17 protein-coding genes are annotated in these 17,371 nt (G+C 65.8%); 9 read left to right on the forward strand and 8 right to left on the reverse strand.

The window, feature by feature from the left end; all coding sequences use genetic code 11:
* Positions 1–83 precede the first annotated feature (83 nt).
* The 5 genes from LDZ26_RS07950 to LDZ26_RS07970 form a co-directional block, all read right to left on the reverse strand.
* A complete protein-coding gene (locus LDZ26_RS07950) occupies positions 84–755 on the reverse strand; it encodes a C40 family peptidase (protein WP_244846734.1) in 672 nt (223 codons plus the stop codon).
* A gap of 147 nt (positions 756–902) precedes the next feature.
* Positions 903–2,501 carry an ABC transporter ATP-binding protein gene (locus LDZ26_RS07955; protein WP_244846736.1) on the reverse strand — a complete coding sequence of 533 codons (1,599 nt, stop codon included), beginning with the start codon at positions 2,499–2,501 and terminating at the stop codon, positions 903–905.
* Entirely contained in the window at positions 2,498–3,610 is a 1,113-nt protein-coding gene (locus LDZ26_RS07960) for an ABC transporter permease (RefSeq protein WP_370650536.1), read from the reverse strand. Before LDZ26_RS07960 ends, LDZ26_RS07955 begins: the two co-directional genes overlap by 4 nt.
* Before the next feature lies 1 nt (position 3,611).
* Positions 3,612–4,652 (reverse strand): microcin C ABC transporter permease YejB, encoded by a 1,041-nt coding sequence (locus LDZ26_RS07965; RefSeq protein WP_244846738.1) that lies wholly within the window; start codon positions 4,650–4,652, stop codon positions 3,612–3,614.
* A gap of 10 nt (positions 4,653–4,662) precedes the next feature.
* On the reverse strand, positions 4,663–6,486 hold the full coding sequence (locus LDZ26_RS07970; protein WP_244849087.1) for an extracellular solute-binding protein: 1,824 nt from the start codon (positions 6,484–6,486) through the stop codon (positions 4,663–4,665).
* 322 nt (positions 6,487–6,808) lie between these two features.
* Between LDZ26_RS07970 and fabI the strand changes: the two genes are divergently transcribed.
* On the forward strand, positions 6,809–7,600 hold the full coding sequence (gene fabI / locus LDZ26_RS07975) for an enoyl-ACP reductase FabI (RefSeq protein WP_244846740.1): 792 nt from the start codon (positions 6,809–6,811) through the stop codon (positions 7,598–7,600).
* 80 nt (positions 7,601–7,680) lie between these two features.
* On the opposite strand, the gene LDZ26_RS07980 is transcribed toward fabI, so the two are convergent.
* The 3 genes from LDZ26_RS07980 to LDZ26_RS07990 all read right to left on the reverse strand — a co-directional run bounded on the left by LDZ26_RS07980 (position 7,681) and on the right by LDZ26_RS07990 (position 10,109).
* A complete protein-coding gene (locus tag LDZ26_RS07980) occupies positions 7,681–8,052 on the reverse strand; it encodes a hypothetical protein (RefSeq protein ID WP_244846742.1) in 372 nt (123 codons plus the stop codon).
* A gap of 211 nt (positions 8,053–8,263) precedes the next feature.
* A complete protein-coding gene (locus LDZ26_RS07985) occupies positions 8,264–8,614 on the reverse strand; it encodes a hypothetical protein (RefSeq protein WP_175944137.1) in 351 nt (116 codons plus the stop codon).
* 178 nt (positions 8,615–8,792) lie between these two features.
* The gene (locus LDZ26_RS07990) at positions 8,793–10,109 is read right to left on the reverse strand and encodes an MFS transporter (protein WP_244846744.1); all 1,317 of its coding nucleotides are present in this window, start codon (positions 10,107–10,109) and stop codon (positions 8,793–8,795) included.
* A 167-nt stretch (positions 10,110–10,276) separates the two neighbouring features.
* Here LDZ26_RS07990 and LDZ26_RS07995 point away from each other — a divergent pair, with 167 nt between their 5' ends.
* The 8 genes from LDZ26_RS07995 to mdcH all read left to right on the forward strand — a co-directional run bounded on the left by LDZ26_RS07995 (position 10,277) and on the right by mdcH (position 17,327).
* A complete protein-coding gene (locus LDZ26_RS07995) occupies positions 10,277–11,059 on the forward strand; it encodes a GntR family transcriptional regulator (protein ID WP_244846746.1) in 783 nt (260 codons plus the stop codon).
* The gene (mdcA, locus tag LDZ26_RS08000; RefSeq protein ID WP_244846748.1) at positions 11,056–12,732 is read left to right on the forward strand and encodes a malonate decarboxylase subunit alpha; all 1,677 of its coding nucleotides are present in this window, start codon (positions 11,056–11,058) and stop codon (positions 12,730–12,732) included. The genes LDZ26_RS07995 and mdcA overlap by 4 nt, the downstream gene beginning before the upstream one ends.
* Positions 12,733–12,737: 5 nt before the next feature.
* Positions 12,738–13,613, forward strand: a complete 876-nt coding sequence (locus tag LDZ26_RS08005) for a triphosphoribosyl-dephospho-CoA synthase (protein WP_244846749.1) — start codon at positions 12,738–12,740, stop codon at positions 13,611–13,613.
* Between the two features lie 21 nt (positions 13,614–13,634).
* Positions 13,635–13,949 carry a malonate decarboxylase subunit delta gene (locus LDZ26_RS08010; protein ID WP_244846750.1) on the forward strand — a complete coding sequence of 105 codons (315 nt, stop codon included), beginning with the start codon at positions 13,635–13,637 and terminating at the stop codon, positions 13,947–13,949.
* Complete coding sequence (locus LDZ26_RS08015) at positions 13,946–14,803, forward strand: biotin-independent malonate decarboxylase subunit beta (protein ID WP_244846751.1); 858 nt, start codon at positions 13,946–13,948, stop codon at positions 14,801–14,803. Before LDZ26_RS08010 ends, LDZ26_RS08015 begins: the two co-directional genes overlap by 4 nt.
* Positions 14,800–15,624 (forward strand): biotin-independent malonate decarboxylase subunit gamma, encoded by an 825-nt coding sequence (gene mdcE / locus LDZ26_RS08020; protein ID WP_244846752.1) that lies wholly within the window; start codon positions 14,800–14,802, stop codon positions 15,622–15,624. The genes LDZ26_RS08015 and mdcE overlap by 4 nt, the downstream gene beginning before the upstream one ends.
* Before the next feature lie 120 nt (positions 15,625–15,744).
* Entirely contained in the window at positions 15,745–16,383 is a 639-nt protein-coding gene (locus LDZ26_RS08025; protein WP_244846753.1) for a malonate decarboxylase holo-ACP synthase, read from the forward strand.
* The gene (gene mdcH, locus LDZ26_RS08030; RefSeq protein ID WP_244846754.1) at positions 16,380–17,327 is read left to right on the forward strand and encodes a malonate decarboxylase subunit epsilon; all 948 of its coding nucleotides are present in this window, start codon (positions 16,380–16,382) and stop codon (positions 17,325–17,327) included. Before LDZ26_RS08025 ends, mdcH begins: the two co-directional genes overlap by 4 nt.
* Positions 17,328–17,371: the final 44 nt, after the last annotated feature.

Below are 17,371 nucleotides of genomic sequence, written 5' to 3' on the forward strand. Positions count from 1 at the left end.
TTCGCGACGACGCGACAAAACAAAAAGCCTGCATTCGCGAGAACGCAGGCTTTTGTGATGCGCGTGTGAAGCAAAGGGGTCGGTCAGTAACCGCCGAGCGTCGCGCTCACGCGCTGACGCAATTCAGCGCCGTCGTTGAACTGCGCGTTCTCGATGCGGCGAGCGCCCGTGAACCGCTTTTCCCAATAGCCGTTTTCCATGTCGTCGACGCGGATCGTGCTGCCGGTGGACGGCGAATGCACGAACTTGTTGTCGCCGATATAGATGCCGACATGCGAGAACGAGCGGCGCATCGTGTTGAAGAACACGAGATCGCCCGGCTTGAGATCCGACACGCGGACCTTCTCGCCGACGCGGCTCATTTCTTCGGCGCGGCGCGGCAGCGTCATGCCGAGCGTGTCCTGAAAGACGTAGCGCACGAAGCCGCTGCAATCGAGGCCCGAATCCGGCGTGTCGCCGCCCCAGCGATAGCGCACGCCGATCATGTTGAGCGCGCCGACGACGACGTCGCCTGCCTTGCTCGCTACGCCGGAGAAGAACGCCTTCGCGCCGCGCGGTGCGCTGGCGGTATCCGCCGTGGCTGCGACGGCCGCAGTGTCGGCGGCTTTGGAAGCGGTGGAGATGCCGTTGCCGGCATTTTGGCTGTTACTGCTGACTTCGTCGGCGAAAGCGCCGGAAGTGGTGGTCATCAGAAGGCCGAGCAACATGCCCGCGGCAGCGCGCGCACATGTCTGAGTCAACGTGAGTGGTTGCATCGGTCGGTAGGTTTTACAATTAAAGACTGAAAAATCAGTGAGATATGTGAAAGTTTGAACGCATACTAGCCACAAAGTATTTAACTGTCAAAAGAAATAGGAAAATACAATTGAGACGGACACGCAATTGACGAAAAAGAAAGAATTTTAGGAATTCAGGGCTGCCGCCAGTAGCTTTCGTGTGTATTCGTCGGAAGGATTCGCAAAAATCTTCTCTGCTTCACCAGCCTCGACGACATTTCCATCTCGCATGACCGCGACGCGATGCGCCATCGCGCCGATCACCTGCAAGTCGTGGCTGATAAACACATATCCCAGATTGTGCTTCTTCTGAATGTCGGCAAGCAGCGCCAGAACTTGAGTCTGGATTGAGACATCGAGCGCGCTCGTCGGTTCGTCGAGAATGAGAATGCTCGGTTCCAGCACGAGCGCGCGCGCAATCGCGATGCGCTGCCGCTGCCCGCCCGAGAACTCGTGCGCGTAGCGCGTGAGCGCCGTGCGATCCAGCCCGACTTCGCGCAGCACGGCAATCACCTTCGCGCGGCGCGCGGCCGCATCCAGTTCCGGGCGATGCAGCGCCAGCCCTTCGCCGACGATGCGCTCCACCGTCTGGCGCGGCGATAGCGAACTGAACGGGTCCTGAAACACCACTTGCAGATTCGAGCGCAACACGGTCTTTTCGCGCCCGTGAAAATCGCCGAGCGCCCTGCCCTGAAACTGCACGCTTCCGTGCGAGATGCGCTGCAAGCCGAGCAGCGCCATCGCGAGCGTCGACTTCCCGGAGCCGGATTCTCCGACGATGCCGAGCGTTTCTCCCTGCCGCACGGAGAGCGTCACGTCGTCGACGGCCTTGAAGCGGCCGCGCCGGAACCACCCCTGAAAGCCCGGCAGCCGCGTCGGATATTCCACGCGCACGTCTTTCGCATCGAGCAGCACGGGCGCGATCGGCAGGACCGGCAGCACGCGCCGCTCGGGCCGGCTGTTCAACAGGCGCTGCGTGTACGGGTGCTGCGGCGACTCGAAGATCGTGTCGACCGCGCCGCTTTCGACCAGCACGCCCTTTTCCATCACGGCCACGCGCTCTGCGAAACGCCGCACCAGATTCAGATCGTGCGTGATGAGCAGCACCGCCATGCCGCGCTTCTCGGCCTCGTCGCGCTGAAGCTCCAGCAGCAGTTCGACGATCTGCGCGCGAATGGTCACGTCGAGCGCGGTCGTCGGCTCGTCGGCGAGCAAGAGACGCGGGCGGCACGCGAGCGCCATCGCGATCATCACGCGCTGGCGCTGGCCGCCTGAAAGCTGATGCGGATAACTGTCGACGCGCCGCTCCGGTTCCGTAATGCCCGTGCGCGCCAAGAGCGCGATGGCGCGCTCGCGGGCCTGTCGCGGAGTCGCGCCGTCGTGAAGCTGGATCGTCTCGCCGATCTGATCGCCGACGGTGTACAGCGGATTGAGCGCGGTCATCGGCTCCTGAAAGATCATCGCGATGTCCGAGCCGCGCAGGCCGCGCATCTCGCGCTCGCTTTTCGCGAGCAGGTCTTCACCGGCGAAGCGGATGGCGCCCGTCACTTCGGCATCGCGCAAAAGACGCAGCACCGACAGCGCGGTCACGCTCTTGCCCGAGCCCGATTCGCCGACGAGCGCGACGCGTTCGCCCGCGCGAACGTCGAGTGTCACGCCATCGACGGCGAGCGTGTCGCCGAAGCGCACGCGCAGATTGTCGATCGACAAGAGCGGCGCGCTCATTGACCGCCTCCGGCCTTGACCGCATCCGCGATGCGCGTGTCGAGCGCATTGCGCAGCGCATCGCCCATGAAGGTGAGCAGAAGCAATGTCGCCACCAGCACGCCGAAGGTCGAGACCGAAATCCACCACGCGTCGAGATTGGCCTTGCCCTGCGCGAGCAGTTCACCGAGCGACGGCGTCGGCGACGGCACACCCAGCCCGAGAAAATCGAGGCTCGTGAGCGCGAGAATCGCCCCACTCATTCGAAACGGCAGGAATGTGATGACGGGCGTCAGGCTATTGGGCAGCACATGCCGCCAGATGATCTGCCAGTTGGACAAGCCCATCGCGCGGGCGGCGCGCACATAGTCCTGCGTGCGGTTGCGCAAAAACTCCGCGCGCACGTAATCCGACAGGCCGATCCAGCCGAAAAGCGACAGCAGCACGATGAGCAGGATCAGACTCGGCTCGAAGATCGACGCGAAGATGATGAGCAGATAAAGCTCCGGCAGCGCGCTCCAGATTTCGATCAGCCGCTGCCCGGTAATGTCGATGCGTCCGCCGAAGTAACCCTGCACCGCGCCCGCGACGACGCCGAGCACGGTGCCGATGGCCGTCAGCACGAGCGCGAACAGCACCGACACGCGAAAGCCGTAGACGAGCCGCGCGAACACGTCGCGGCCGCGATCGTCGGTGCCGAGCCAGTTTTCGCGCGACGGCGGCGCCGGGTTCGAGCCCTTCGAGAAGTAATTGAGCGTGTCGTAGTAATAGTGATTCGGCGGATAGACCGCGAAGTTGCCCGGCGCGTTGAAGCGGTCGCGCACGAACGGATCGAGATAATCGGCGGGCGTCGGGAAGTCGCCGCCGAAGGTCGTCTCGGCGTAAGTCTTGACGAGCGGAAAGTAGAACTGCCCCTGATAGCGCACGACGAGCGGCTTGTCGTTCGACCACAGCGGCCCCGCGAGGCTGATGACGAACGCCGCGACGAACACGACGAGGCTCCAGTACCCCAGCCGGTTGCGTCGGAAACGCTGCCACACGCGCCGCCCGGGCGTCGTCGAGACTTCGGGGCGCAGCGGCTGGCCGTCTGTTGCGGTCGCGGCGCGGCGCGACGATGCGGCTCGGTTCAAGTCAACGCTCCAGTTGCTCGAATTGAATGCGCGGATCGACCCATACGTAGCAAAGGTCCGAGATGAGCTTCGTCGCGAGGCCGATCAGCGTGAAGAGATACAGCGTGCCGAGCACGACGGGATAATCGCGCCGCACGACCGATTCGTAAGAAAGCAGCCCGAGGCCGTCGAGCGAAAAGAGCGTCTCGATCAGCAGGCTGCCCGTGAAGAACGCGCCGATGAACGCCGCCGGAAAGCCGACGATCAGCGGCAAAAGCGCATTGCGGAACACGTGCTTCCAGAGCACGCGCCGCTCGCCCAGGCCCTTCGCGCGCGCGGTGAGCACGTATTGCTTGCGGATTTCGTCGAGGAACGCGTTCTTCGTCAGCATGGTGATCACGGCGAAGCTCCCGACCACCGACGCCACCACGGGCAACGTGATGTGCCACAGATAATCGAGGATTTTCCCGCCGAGCGAGAGCGTCGCCCAGTTGTCCGAAGTCAGATTGCGCAGCGGGAACAGTTGCCAGAACGTTCCGCCGCCGAACAGCACGAGCAGCAGCACGCCCAGCACAAAGCCGGGAATCGCAAAGCCGATCAGGACGATGAGACTCGTCGCGACATCGAACTTCGAGCCGTTCTTCACGGCCTTCGCGATGCCGAGCGGCACCGATATCAGATACGTGATGAAGAACGTCCACAAGCCGATGCTGATGGACACCGGCAGCTTCGACACGATGAGCGACCACACGCTCTGATGCCGGAAGTAGCTCTCGCCGAGATCGAAGCGCGCGAACTTGCCGAGCATCAGGAAATAACGCTGCAGCGGTGGCTTGTCGAAGCCGTAAAGCGCCTTGAGTTGCGCGATCTGCTGTGCATCGACGCCGGTGTGCGAGCGCATGCCGAACGCCGCGCCGCCTTCCGCGTTGCCGCGCCGCAGATCGTGAACGGCCTGCTCCACCGGACCGCCCGGCACGAACTGGATCACGACGAAGGTCAGCGTGAGCACGCCGACGAGCGTCGGGATCATCAACAGAATGCGTTTAAGGATGTAGCTCCACATCGCGTCGTCCTTATTTAGATACCGCCGCGGGCTTCTGCCACCACGTCGAGAGCACCCACTCATCCGCGACGTAATAAAGCGGCAGCGTCGACGGATAGCCGAGCGTATTGCGGTACGCCACCCGATGCGTCGCCGAATACCAGTGCGGAATCACGTAATAGCCGTTCATCAGCACACGGTCGAGCGCGTGCGTGGCATCCACGAGCTGATCGCGCGTCTGCGCGGACACGACCTTGCGCAAAATCGCGTCGATGGCCGGCGACTTCACGCCCGCGAGGTTGTCCGAGCCCTGCTCGTCCGCGTATTTGCTGCCGAAGCGCGACACCTGCTCGGTGCCCGGCACCTGCACGTCGGGCAGACGCACGCTCGTCATGTCGAAGTCGAACGCATCGAGGCGCTTCTGGATCAGCGCGTAATCGACCGTGCGGAAGTTCATCGTGATGCCGAGCTTCTGCAGGTTGCGTCCGAACGCGGCCGCGACCGGCTCCATCGACGCGCCGCCGCCCGTGTCGTCGAGTATCTCGAACACGAACGGCTGGCCCTTCTCATTGCGCAGCGCGCCGTCGCGATACGTCCAGCCGGCTTGCGCCAGCAACTCGCGCGCCTTGATGAGATTCGCGCGCAGCGAGCCGGGCGGATCGGTGTCGGGCTGCTTCGGCATCTCGCCGAAGACCGCGGGATCGAGCTTGTTGCGCAGCGGATTGAGAATCGCGAGCTCGCCTTCGCTCGGCATGCCTTTCGCCTGCAGGTCCGTGTTGACGAAGAAGCTGTCCGTGCGCTTGTACTGGTTGAAGAACAGTTGCCGGTTGAGCCACTCGAAGTCGAGCGCGAGATCGAGCGCCTGCCGCACGCGCACGTCCTTGAAAAGCGGCCGGCGCAGGTTCATGAAGAAGCCCTGCATGCCGGTGCCGTTGTGATGCGGAAACTCGCGCTTGATGAGTTCGCCGCTATCGAACCGCTTGCCGATATCGCGCCGCACCCAGCTTCGCGCGACGTTTTCGACGAGCACGTCGTACTCGCCGGCCTTGAACGCTTCGAGCCGCGCGGTGGCGTCCGAATACAGCTTGTAGTCGATGCGCGCGAAGTTGTGCGTGCCGACGCGCACCGGCAGCGACGCGCCCCAGTAGTGCGGATCGCGCTTGTAGGTGATCGTGCGGCCGTTGTCGAACGAGTCGATCACGTAATCGCCGCTCGCAATCGGCTTTTCGAACGCGAGCTGATCGAACGGGATGCGCGTGCCGTCGGGCCGCATGCCCCATTTGCGCGAGAACACCGGAATGCCGCCCGCGAGCAGCGGCATTTCGCGCGTCGCCACTTTGTATTCGAAGCGGATAGTCAGCCGGTCGACGACAACCGCCCGCGTGATCTGCCCGAAGTACACCGAAAACTGCGGCGCGGCTTTCGGACTCTTGAGCGTCTCGAAGGAGAACTTGACGTCCTCGGCCGTGACCGGATCGCCATTGTTGAAGCGCGCTTTCGGGTTGATGTGGAAGGTCGTCGACAATCCGTCCGGCGCCACGTCGATATTGTCCGCGAGCAGGCAATAGGCGCTCGCCACTTCGTCGGAGCTTCCTGTCGTCAGGCTTTCGAACATGAGCCCGAGGCCCGGCGCGGCATTGCCTCTCAGCGTGAACGGATTGAACTTGTCGAAGCTCGTCAGGCGGCTCGGATTGGCGAGCACCAGCGTGCCGTCGCGCGGCGCGTCGGGATTCACGTAATCGAAGTGCTTGAAGTCCGGCGGATACTTCGGCTCGCCGTACTGCGCGTAGGCGTGCGCGGCGAACGCCGGGCTGCCCGGGAAGCAGGCGACCCAGGCGACGCTGGCGGCGAGCATGAGCGCGAGGCGCTTGCCCCGCGCGGGCGGTGATGCGAACGGCAGGCGGGACGTCGACAGCCCGGTCATAGGCTCCTTGCGAGATGAGTGAATGGCCCGGCGCTCACGAAACGCGAGACGCAGGACCCGAGCGAGCGGCCGGACGGCTCTGGCGATGTGAGAGAATTCTACCCAATCAAAACGCCATGCGGTTTGGCGCACGGAAGGCGTCTCCTCTGATGCCCCTACGTCCCGCCCGACCGATGCGCGCCGCACCCGACGCGAAGCCCGCAATCGAGACGCCTTGCGAGCCTCGCGTGACATTGACATTCAAGGAGCATTCATGGGCTTTCTCGCTGGAAAACGAATTCTGCTGACCGGCTTGCTGTCGAACCGCTCGATCGCTTACGGTATCGCACAGGCCTGCAAGCGCGAGGGCGCGGAACTGGCGTTCACGTATGTCGGCGAGCGCTTCAAGGACCGCATCACCGAATTTGCGACCGAATTCGGCAGCGACATGGTCTACCCGTGCGATGTGAGCAGCGACGCCGACATCGAAGCGCTCTTCTCGTCGATCAAGGAACGCTGGGATACGCTCGACGGCCTCGTGCATTCCATCGGCTTCGCGCCGCGCGAAGCGATTGCCGGCGACTTCCTCGAAGGCATGACGCGCGAGAACTTCCGCATCGCGCACGACATCTCCGCATACAGCTTCCCGGCGCTGGCCAAGGCCGCGCATTCCATGCTCTCGGACAGCGCGTCGCTGCTCACGCTCAGCTATCTCGGCGCGGAACGCGCGATTCCCAACTACAACACGATGGGTCTCGCGAAGGCGTCGCTGGAAGCGAGCGTGCGTTATCTCGCGGCATCGCTCGGCCAGAAAGGCGTGCGCGTGAACGGCATCTCGGCCGGCCCGATCAAGACGCTGGCGGCGAGCGGCATCAAAGGCTTCGGCAAGATCCTCGATTTCGTGGAAGACAACGCGCCGCTCAAGCGCAACGTGACGATCGAACAGGTGGGCAACGTCGCCGCGTTCCTGCTGTCGGACCTGGCGGGCGGCGTGAGCGCGGAAATCGTGCATGTCGATGCCGGTTTCCACGCGGTCGTCGGCGGCATGGCGGGCATCGGCGAGTAAGCGCTCTCGCGGCATCGCGTTAAAAAGGGCTGTTCCTTCGCGGAACGGCCCTTTTGTCGTTTGGCGGCGGTCGAGCGAGATCAACGGTGGCCGTGACCGTGGCCGTGACCGTTCCCGTGGCCATTACCGTGGCCGTTGCCGTGTCTGTGCTCGTATCCATGGCCGTAGCCGTGATAGCGATTCCAGTCGGCGCGGCTCCAGTAGCGTCGTCCGTCCCAATACCGGTTGCCGTGCCAGCCGATCACGACCGGCGGCGCATACATCGGCCCGGGCGCGTAGATCACCGGCGGCGGCGGCGGCGCGTACACGGGCGTCGGCGCGACAAACACCGGCGCCGGAACGCCGATGTTCACGCCGACGTGCACATCCGCCGCTTGCGCGGAGCTGCCCGCCGCCCAAGCTCCGACGCTTAGCGCGACTGCGAGCGACGCCCTCGTCGTATTGACTTTCATGGCTTCGGTCCTCGTTTACTCGTTGTTGGATGCCACGAAATATAACGGAATGCTTTCAGCCGGATATTTCCGCTTTGTAAGTTCGTGCGCATTTCGCCGTTAAGTCAGAGGAAAGCTTACTTTTCGTTACATGGGAAGCTGCAAAACAAAAAGCCACCGGCGTTCGTACGGGTGGCTTTTCTGTGGAGAAGCTGTCGAGCGAGTTGCCGGCTCAATGCCAGCCGTGACGCCCGTGGTCTCCGTGGCCGTGCTCCTCGTGGCCATACGCATGGCCGCGGCCGTGATACCGATACCAGTCGTCGCGATCCCAATAGCGACGCCCGTCCCAGTAACGATCGCCGTGCCAGCCGATCACGACGGCCGGCTGCGCATAGACCGGCGGCGGCGGCGCGTACACGACGGGCGGCGGAGGCGGCGCATACACCGGCGCCGGCGCGACGTAGACCGGCGCGGGCACCCCGATGTTCACGCCCACCGACACTCCCGCCATTGCCGCGCCCGACACCGTCAAGCCGCCGAGCACGAGCGCATACGCCACGGAAGCCTTCGAAACCTTGTTCATGTGAAGCCCACCTCGATGGGATGTTTGTTGTGTTGAATCGACTATATCGAACGATTTGCCAGACAGTTGTTCGAGTTCGTAACCTCGCGTTACCAGCCAGAAAAGCCAAGCGCTGCCGCGCCAAAAACAAACGGCGGCCCACGCAGGGCCGCCGCGATAGTACCGCATGTCATACCAATCAGTTGGGCAGTTCCTGGCCCTTCGTTTCCGGCGCGAACGGAATGACCGCGAGGCCGATCAAAAACGCAATGCCCGTGAGCGCGATCGGCACGCCGAGCGTCTTCATGTTCAGAACCATCGCGCCGATCCCGAAGTTCACGATCGCGCCGAAGAAACGCCCGATCGACGTGCAGAAAGCGAACGCCGTCGCCCGCACGCGGGTCTCGAACTGCTCGGGGAGCCAGAGGCTGAAGAGCGCGAAGTTGCCGCCGAAGAAGCCGAGCACGAACAGAAGCGCGATGAACGGCACGAGCCCGTTGTTCAGATAGAACGCCCAGCCGAACGACAGCGCGATGGACGCCGCCATGCCGACGAAGTACACCGCGAGCGTCTTGCGCCGGCCGATGCGCTCGGCCATCGGCGGCAGCGCGAGACAGCCGATGATCGTGCCGATGGACAAGAGCCCCGTCGCGATCGACGCCATGCGCGCGGCTTCGGGCTTGCTCATGCCGGCGCGCGTCGCAAGCTGAATGACCGCCGACGGTTCATACACCGCGCCGGCCCACAGCCCGATGATCGCCACCGTCAGCAGCACGGCCGCGACGATGGTGCGCTTGCGATACTGCGCCGAGAAAATGGCGCGCAGCGGACTCTGATGCTTGACCGCGGGTGCCGCCGTGGCTTCGGCGCGCTCCCACTTGTCGGTTTCCTTGACGCGCGTCAGCACGAGAATCGACACGACGACCGGAAACAGCCCGACGAGAAACATCGCGCGCCAGCCGAACGCCGCGCCGATGGTGTAGTTCAGCGCCGCCGCGAGAAAAAAGCCCGCGTAGTAGCCGGTTTGCAGATAGCCCGCGCCCATTTTGCGGCGGTCTTCCGGCCATGCTTCCGCGACGTAGGTCCCGGCGAGCGCCCACTCCCCGCCTATGCCGACGCCGGCGAAGAAGCGGTAGATGCCGAGCGCCCAGACCGTGTGCGCGGTGGCGGCCAGCCCGGTGAAGATGGCGAACGTGAAGATGGTCGCTGCGAGCACCTTGGTGCGCCCGAAGCGGTCGGCGAGCGGCCCCCAGATGAACGACAGTCCCCATCCGACCAGAAACAGCGCGAAAAGAATCGATCCGGCGAGACCGACGTTCGCGGGCGTCGCGGCATAGCCGGAGCGCGGCAGCAGCTCGGTCAGCGCCGGCGCGAGCACGAGCGCGTAAATGAACGAGTCCATCCCGTCGAGCGTCCAGCCCGCCCATGCGCCCCAGAAGCCGGTGATTTGCGAACGGTTGAGCGGTGTCCTCGTGGCGCGCATGGCGCTGATCGGTCGATCTAGCGTGCTTGGCATGGCGTGTCTCTCCTTTCTCTGCAGGTCGGCAACTGACGGAAATTTCGACGCGCGTGTTATCGGTTCGAGTGTCGGCGTCTAGGGAAAGCACCGTAGTTCGGCGTACGGTTTTATATATAATATTTGAACAACGGGACGCGACAACCCCGCACTTTCACCTAGCAGCCATGTCGACAAATCTCTCTTCACAAGCGGCTTCGTTTCGCGACGCGCAGTTCGAGCCGCGCCAGAGCACCTCGCGCTTCATCGCGGATGCGTTGCGCGCCGCCATCGTCGAAGGCTCGCTCACGCCCGGCGAGCCGCTGCGTCAGGATGCGATCGCCCGGCAGTTCTCGGTGAGCGCGATACCCGTGCGCGAAGCCTTCCGGCAACTGGAAAGCGAAGGCTGGGTAAAGATCGAGCCGAATCGCGGCGCCGCGGTCAGCCCGCAATCGGCGGACGAAGCGCGCGAGATCTACGAGATTCGCGCATCGCTCGAAAGTCTCGCCATCGGCATCGCCATCGCGCACCACACGCCGGACACGCTCGCGGAATGCAAACGGCTGCTCGAAGCCGCCGAGAACGAGCCGGACCCCGCGCTCTACGTCATGCGCAACGAGCAGTTCCATACGAGCCTGTACGCGCCGGCTAATCGCCCGCATCTGATGGAGCTGATCGGCCAGATGCATCGGCGCGGCGTGCGGTATCTGCGTCTCAAGCTCGGCTTGCCGATCCACAAGGATTCCTCCGATGCCGAGCACCGCGCGATCTTCGATGCGCTCGCCGCACGCGACATCGAAGCTGCGCAGACGCTCGTCGCACGCCACTTGCTCGCGACGGGCGAGCTGATTCACCGCTTTCTCGCCGATGCGCAGGCGCTCGCTGCAACGAAAGAGGTGAAAAACAAGCGCCGCGCGCGTGCTTCCGCCGCTCAATCCTCACGAACGTCTTCCCGACAGGCCGACCGATGAATTCGTCCCCTTCCGCCGATGCCCTCACGCCATCCCGAAGCTGGAACACGCGCGCCCAGGAAAAAGCGCGCCGCCTGAAGCTGATCGAGCCGTGGCTCGACGGTCCGGTGCTCGACAGCGAACGCATCGTGGACGCGCTGCATGCGTTGATCGTCACGGGCGACCGCGTCGCGCTCGAAGGGAACAACCAGAAGCAGGCGGATTTTCTGTCGCGCGCCTTCGCGCGGCTCGATCCCGAGCGCGTGCACGACGTGCATCTGCTGATTTCGAGCATCAGCCGGCCCGAGCATCTGACGCTCTTCGAACAGGGCATCGCGCGCAAGGTCGATTTCGCCTATGCCGGCCCGCAGAGCCTGCGCGTCGCGCAACTGCTGGAAGACGGGCTGCTCGAAATCGGCGCGATTTATACGTACATCGAACTGTACGCGCGCATGTTCATCGATCTGACGCCGAACGTCGCGCTCGTCTGCGCGGAGAAGGCGGACCGCCACGGCAATCTGTACACCGGCGCGAACACCGAAGACACGCCGACCATCGTGGAAGCGGCCGCGTTCCGGCATGGCATCGTGATCGCGCAGGTCAACGAAATCGTCGACGAACTGCCGCGCGTCGATATTCCCGGCTCGTGGGTCGACGTGATCGTGAAGGCGGACCGGCCGTTCGCCGTCGAGCCGCTTTTCACGCGCGATCCGCGCCATATCGGTGAGCTGCAAATCCTGATGGCGATGATGACGATTCGCGGCATCTACGCGCGCTACGGCGTCACGTCGCTGAACCACGGCATCGGCTTCGACACGGCGGCCATCGAACTGCTTCTGCCGACGTACGGCGAATCGCTCGGCCTGAAGGGCAAGGTCTGCACGCACTGGGCGCTCAATCCGCACCCGACGCTGATTCCCGCCATCGAAAGCGGCTGGGTCGAAAGCGTGCACTGCTTTGGCAGCGAGGTCGGCATGGAGAAGTACATCGCGGCGCGCCCGGACGTGTTCTTCACCGGACGCGACGGCAGCCTGCGCTCGAATCGCGTGTTCTGTCAGCTTGCGGGACAGTATGGCGTCGATCTCTTCATCGGCTCGACCTTGCAGATGGACGCTGACGCGAATTCATCGACCGTCACGCTCGGACGGCTCGCGGGCTTCGGCGGCGCGCCGAACATGGGCCACGATCCGCGCGGACGCCGACATTCGAGCGAGGCGTGGCTCAAGCTCCTGAAAAACGACGGCCCGAATCCGGCCATCGCACGGGGACACAAGCTCGTCGTGCAGACCGCCGAGACGTACAAGAAAGGCGGCGAGCCGACCATCGTGGATGCGCTCGACGCCATCGCCGTCGGCGAAAAGAGCCGCATGCCGATCGCGCCCGTGATGATCTACGGCGACGACGTCACGCATGTGGTGACGGAAGAAGGCATCGCCTACCTGCACGCGGCCGAAGGCATCGACGAACGGCGCGCGGCGCTCGCCGCCGTGGCCGGCGTGACGCCCATCGGCATGCGCGCCGATGCGAACAAGACGGCCGAGCTGCGGCGGCGCGGCATCGTCGCGTTCCCGGAAGACCTCGGCGTGCGGCGCGGCGACGCGAAACGCTCGCTCCTCGCCGCGCGCAGCATCGACGATCTCGTCGCGTGGTCGGGCGGTCTGTATGCGCCGCCCGCGCGCTTCAGAAGCTGGTGAGCGCGATGACCGCCGCCCTTCCCCTCCTTCGCGATGACGGGTGCCGGAGCGCGCGCGCCGCGCCTGCGCCTGTCATCGCCGAGCTCGCCGTCGATGCGCTGATCGCCGAGGCGCGTCTCACGCCGAAGCCCGCGCTCGTCGACGAACGCGGCAGCGGCGCGCATCGCGATCTCGATCTCGACACGATGCTGCGCTCGGCGCACGCGCTGCATCCGACGTTTCTCGCCATCGCGCGGGCCGCGTCGGGCGTGGCGCCGTCGCAGGCGTTGCGCGAACGGCTCGCGCGCATCGGCCGCGAAGGCGAAGCCGCGATGCTGCGCGCGACCGGCGGCAGCAATGCGCATCGCGGCGCGATCTGGATCGTCGGCTTGTTGTGCGCGGGCGCCGCGATGCATGCGCCCGGCGACAGCGAGGCGATCTGCGCGTCGGCGGCGTGCATCGCGCGCTACGACGACCGCTTCGCGCCCGCGTCCGCAAAGGCGAGCCACGGCGCACGCGTGACGGCGCGCTTTCGTGTCGCGGGCGCGCGCGGCGAAGCGCGCGAGGGCTTTCCGCACGCGTTGCGAATGGGCTTGCCGGCGCTCGCCGATGCGCGCCGCCGCGGCCTCTCCGACACTCACGCGCGGCTCGACGCGCTCGTCGCCATCATGGCCTCGCTCGACGATACGTGCCTCTTGCATCGCGGCGGCATGGAAGCGCTCGCCGTCGCGAAAGACGGCGCGCGGTGCGTGATCGACCACGGCGGGTTGGCGCATGCAGCGGGACGCGCGGCGCTCGCGCGGCTCGACGCGGACTTGCTGGCGCTGAACGCATCGCCGGGCGGCGCGGCCGACCTGCTTGCCGCCACGCTCTTTCTCGACAGCCTCGGGCAATCGTCCTGAAACGCAACCAGAGGAACGAAGATGGAAAACATGCGATACGAATACCCCGCGAAACGGCCCGTCACGCGCCGCGCGCACGTCGGCGTGGTCGGATCGGGCGATCTCGAAGTGCTGCTCACGCCATCGCAGACGGCCAACGCGGAAGTGGTGATCCGCACGAGCGTCGACGGCTACGAGCACGTATGGAAAAGCGTGCTCGACCGCTTCTTCCAGCGCTACGACGGTGCCGCGAAATTCGAACTCAACGACTTCGGCGCGACGCCCGGCGTCGTGATGCTGCGCCTTTCGGAAGCGGCAGAAGCCAGCGACGCGCAGGAACAGGGAGAGGCGCGATGAATGCACACGACACGTTTCTCGCGCGGCACAGCTTCATCGAAATGACGGCGCGCGAACGCGCCCGCGCCTTGCTCGATGCGGGCACGTACCGCGAACTGCTCGGCCCGTTCGACCGCCTCGAATCGCCGTGGCTCGCCATGCAGAACATCGTCTGCCAGTCCGACGACGGCGCGGTGATCGCACGCGGCACGCTCGGCGGCGAGCCGGCCGTCATCGCGGCCATCGAGCCGGCGTTTCAGGGCGGCAGCATCGGCGAAGTCTCGGGCGCGAAGATCGCGGCCGCGCTCGAACTTGCGCTCGGCGAACTCGAAGCGGGTCGCGCGATTCGTCCGGTGATCCTCTTCGAAACCGGCGGCGTGCGCTTACAGGAGGCGAACCTCGGCCTCGCGGCGATCGCGGAGATTCAGGCGGCTATCGTCGCGCTGCGGCGGCATGTGCCGGTGGTCGGCGTGATCGGCGGGATGGTCGGCTGCTTCGGCGGCATGTCGCTCGCTGCGGCCCTGTGCACGGAACTCGTGATGACGCGGCAGGCGCGGCTCGGCATGAACGGCCCGGAAGTGATCGAGCAGGAAGCGGGCATCGAGGAACTGGACGCCGGAGATCGCCGGCTCATCTGGTCGATGATCGGCGGCGAAGAGCGCGTGGCGGTCGGGCTGGCGGATACGCTCGTCGAAGACGATACGGCGCAGGTTCGCGACGCGGTGCTCGCGGCGTTCGCGCGGGGCATGCCGGCGCGGCATCGCAGCGAGGACGTGGACGGGTTCATCGAACGCCTTGCGCGCGTGAATCCGGATGCGATCGATCCCGACACGCTGCGCGCGCTGTGGAACCAGACTAGAGGATTGCAACGATGAGCACGATCAACGCCATGACTTCGCGCGGCGCGTGCTGGCTGGATGCGCTAACGACGGCACCTGCCGACGCCGAAAGCGGCCCGGTCCGCGCGCGCGACGGCGAACTGGATGGCGCTGCGGCGCGCTTCATCGCCGTGGTGCCCGATCCGCACAACCGCTTCCCGCGCGCGACCGAGAACGTGGTCGGGCTCGAACAGGGCTGGCTGCTCGCGCGCGCGGTGCGCGAGGTGATCGACGCCGACCGCGACGCCGAGTCCAGGCGGCCTATCGTCGCCATCGTCGATGTGAAGAGCCAGGCGTACGGACGGCGCGAGGAGTTGCTCGGCATCCATCTCGCGTGCGCCGCCGCGGTGGATGCCTACGCGAGCGCGCGGCTCGCCGGGCATCCGGTGATCGCGCTGATCGTCGGGCCGGCGATGTCGGGCGCGTATCTCGCGCACGGCTATCAGGCGAACCGGATCGTCGCTCTCGATGCGTCGGGCACGGCGGTGCACGCCATGGGCAAGGAAGCGGCGGCGCGCGTCACGCGGCGCAGCGTCGAGAGCCTCGATGCGCTCGGCGATACGGTCTTGCCGATGTCGTACAAGATGAGCGCGTACGCGAAGCTCGGACTGCTGCACGAACTGATCGAAGGCGTGAATGCGGATGCGCCTTCAGAGGCGGATATCGAACGCGTCAAGGCATCGCTGGCTGCGGCGGTTGTAGATGCGCGTGGCGGACCGCGCGATTTATCGAACCGGCTGGCGTCGGCGGATGCGAAGCGCACGCGGGCGGCGTCGGTGGAAGTGCGGCGGCGGATGCGCGAGCAATGGGAGCGGTGATGGCGGACGAGTCGGGGCGTTTAGAGCGTTCGGGCGGTTGGGCGCATTCGGCCTGTGCGGCGTGTGCGGCGCTTCGGCGTGCCGCGCCGCCCAACCATCGGATAGGAAGTTGACCGCGCGATGACCTCCCCGCCGCACGAACCGCGCCCGCACGACTTGCTGGCCTTGTCCCCGGCTGCCCCGCCCTTTCCCGACGCTCGCTCGTGGGTCGAAGCATCGCTCACTCGCGCGCCGTTCGTCGTCGTGCGGCGCGCGCCGCGCATGGGTAGCGCCATCGCCGTCGGCATACGCGGGACGACGCGCAGCGAGCGATTCGGCACGTGGGTCGAGGCGCGTGACATCGAGTGCGTGCTGACGCCCGAAGCATTGCGGCTGCGCGAGCCCGCCGCATCGCGCAGAGACATGCCGGCCTTCGCGCTGTTGCGCGCCGTCGCGCCGATCTTCGACGCTTCGGGACTCGCCTGGGGCCCCGCCGGAAGCACGGGCTTCGAACTGGCGAGCGGCCAGCCGACGGTCACGGCAAGCAGCGATCTCGACGTGATCGTGCGAGCGCCCGAGCCGCTCTCGCACGCCGATGCGTCGCGTCTCTTGGATGCGCTCTCGCACGAAGCGCGCTGCGTCGGCACGCGTATCGACGTGCAAATCGAAACGACGGACGCCGCGTTCTCGCTTGCCGACTATGCCCGGCAAAACGTCCGCGTGCTGCTCCGTCACGCGGACGGTCCACGTCTCGCCGCCGATCCGTGGGCCGTGCCATGATCGCGTATCTCTTCCCGGGACAAGGCGCGCAGACGCCGGGCTTTTTGCATCGCATGGGCGGCGAGAAGCCGCATCCGGCTATCGCGCGCACGATCGCCGAGGCGTCGGCCATTCTCGGTCAGGACGTGCTCTCGCTGGACGACGCGAACGCGCTCGCATCGACCGTCGCGGTGCAGATCGCGCTGACCGTGGCGGGCGTCGCAGCCACGCGGGCGCTCGCTGAAGAAGGCATCGAACCGCACGCCGTCGCGGGCTTGTCCGTCGGCGCGTACGGCGCGGCCGTCGCCTGCGGCGCGATTGCTTTCGACGACGCGTTGCGGCTCGTACGCCTGCGCGCCACGCTCATGCAGGACGCGTATCCGCGCGGCTACGGCATGCTCGCGATACTCGGCCTGAACGAACGCGAGGTTGCGGGTGTGATCGAAAAGGTTCGCGAGGAGGCTCGCGCCGATGCCTACATCGGCAATCTGAATGCGCCGCGGCAAATCGTCGTATCGGGCAGCAATCAAGCGCTCGACGCCGTGCGCGAAGCCGCGCTCGCACGCGGCGCGCGCAAGGCGGACCGGCTCGCGGTGAGCGTGCCGTCGCATTGCGTGTTGCTCGACGACGCGGCCGTGCGCCTCGCCGAAGCGGCCGACAAGGTGCGCTTCGTCGCGCCGCGCATCGCTTACGTGGGCAACCGCGGCGCGCGCGCGCTCGGGCGCGCCGATGCGATCCGCGAAGACCTCGCGACGAACCTGCGTTATCCGGTACGCTGGCACGATTCGACGATCGCGCTTGCCGAGCGCGGCGCTAACGTGTTCGTCGAAATGCCGCCCGGCCGCACGCTCACGCAGCTTCTCGCCGAAGCCCTGCCCGATGTGCCGGGAATCGCGATGGATGCGTCGCCGGTGGCATCGACTGCGGCGCGCGTGCGCGCGGCATGCCGCCGCGCGGATGAATGAATCTGCGCGGTCCGTCGGCGTTTCGTCATCGAGCCGTCAGCAAA

The sequence above is a fragment of the Caballeronia sp. SL2Y3 genome (assembly GCF_022879575.1).
Lineage (GTDB): Bacteria > Pseudomonadota > Gammaproteobacteria > Burkholderiales > Burkholderiaceae > Caballeronia.

Bases quoted from the DNA above. Each gene is read 5' to 3' on its own strand.
- LDZ26_RS07950 (WP_244846734.1), bottom strand. From the start codon at position 755: ATGCAACCACTCACGTTGACTCAGACATGTGCGCGCGCTGCCGCGGGC.
- LDZ26_RS07955 (WP_244846736.1), bottom strand. From the start codon at position 2,501: ATGAGCGCGCCGCTCTTGTCGATCGACAATCTGCGCGTGCGCTTCGGC.
- LDZ26_RS07965 (WP_244846738.1), bottom strand. From the start codon at position 4,652: ATGTGGAGCTACATCCTTAAACGCATTCTGTTGATGATCCCGACGCTC.
- LDZ26_RS07970 (WP_244849087.1), bottom strand. From the start codon at position 6,486: ATGCTCGCCGCCAGCGTCGCCTGGGTCGCCTGCTTCCCGGGCAGCCCG.
- fabI (WP_244846740.1), top strand. From the start codon at position 6,809: ATGGGCTTTCTCGCTGGAAAACGAATTCTGCTGACCGGCTTGCTGTCG.
- LDZ26_RS07980 (WP_244846742.1), bottom strand. From the start codon at position 8,052: ATGAAAGTCAATACGACGAGGGCGTCGCTCGCAGTCGCGCTAAGCGTC.
- LDZ26_RS07985 (WP_175944137.1), bottom strand. From the start codon at position 8,614: ATGAACAAGGTTTCGAAGGCTTCCGTGGCGTATGCGCTCGTGCTCGGC.
- LDZ26_RS07990 (WP_244846744.1), bottom strand. From the start codon at position 10,109: ATGCCAAGCACGCTAGATCGACCGATCAGCGCCATGCGCGCCACGAGG.
- LDZ26_RS07995 (WP_244846746.1), top strand. From the start codon at position 10,277: ATGTCGACAAATCTCTCTTCACAAGCGGCTTCGTTTCGCGACGCGCAG.
- mdcA (WP_244846748.1), top strand. From the start codon at position 11,056: ATGAATTCGTCCCCTTCCGCCGATGCCCTCACGCCATCCCGAAGCTGG.
- LDZ26_RS08005 (WP_244846749.1), top strand. From the start codon at position 12,738: ATGACCGCCGCCCTTCCCCTCCTTCGCGATGACGGGTGCCGGAGCGCG.
- LDZ26_RS08010 (WP_244846750.1), top strand. From the start codon at position 13,635: ATGGAAAACATGCGATACGAATACCCCGCGAAACGGCCCGTCACGCGC.
- LDZ26_RS08015 (WP_244846751.1), top strand. From the start codon at position 13,946: ATGAATGCACACGACACGTTTCTCGCGCGGCACAGCTTCATCGAAATG.
- mdcE (WP_244846752.1), top strand. From the start codon at position 14,800: ATGAGCACGATCAACGCCATGACTTCGCGCGGCGCGTGCTGGCTGGAT.
- LDZ26_RS08025 (WP_244846753.1), top strand. From the start codon at position 15,745: ATGACCTCCCCGCCGCACGAACCGCGCCCGCACGACTTGCTGGCCTTG.
- mdcH (WP_244846754.1), top strand. From the start codon at position 16,380: ATGATCGCGTATCTCTTCCCGGGACAAGGCGCGCAGACGCCGGGCTTT.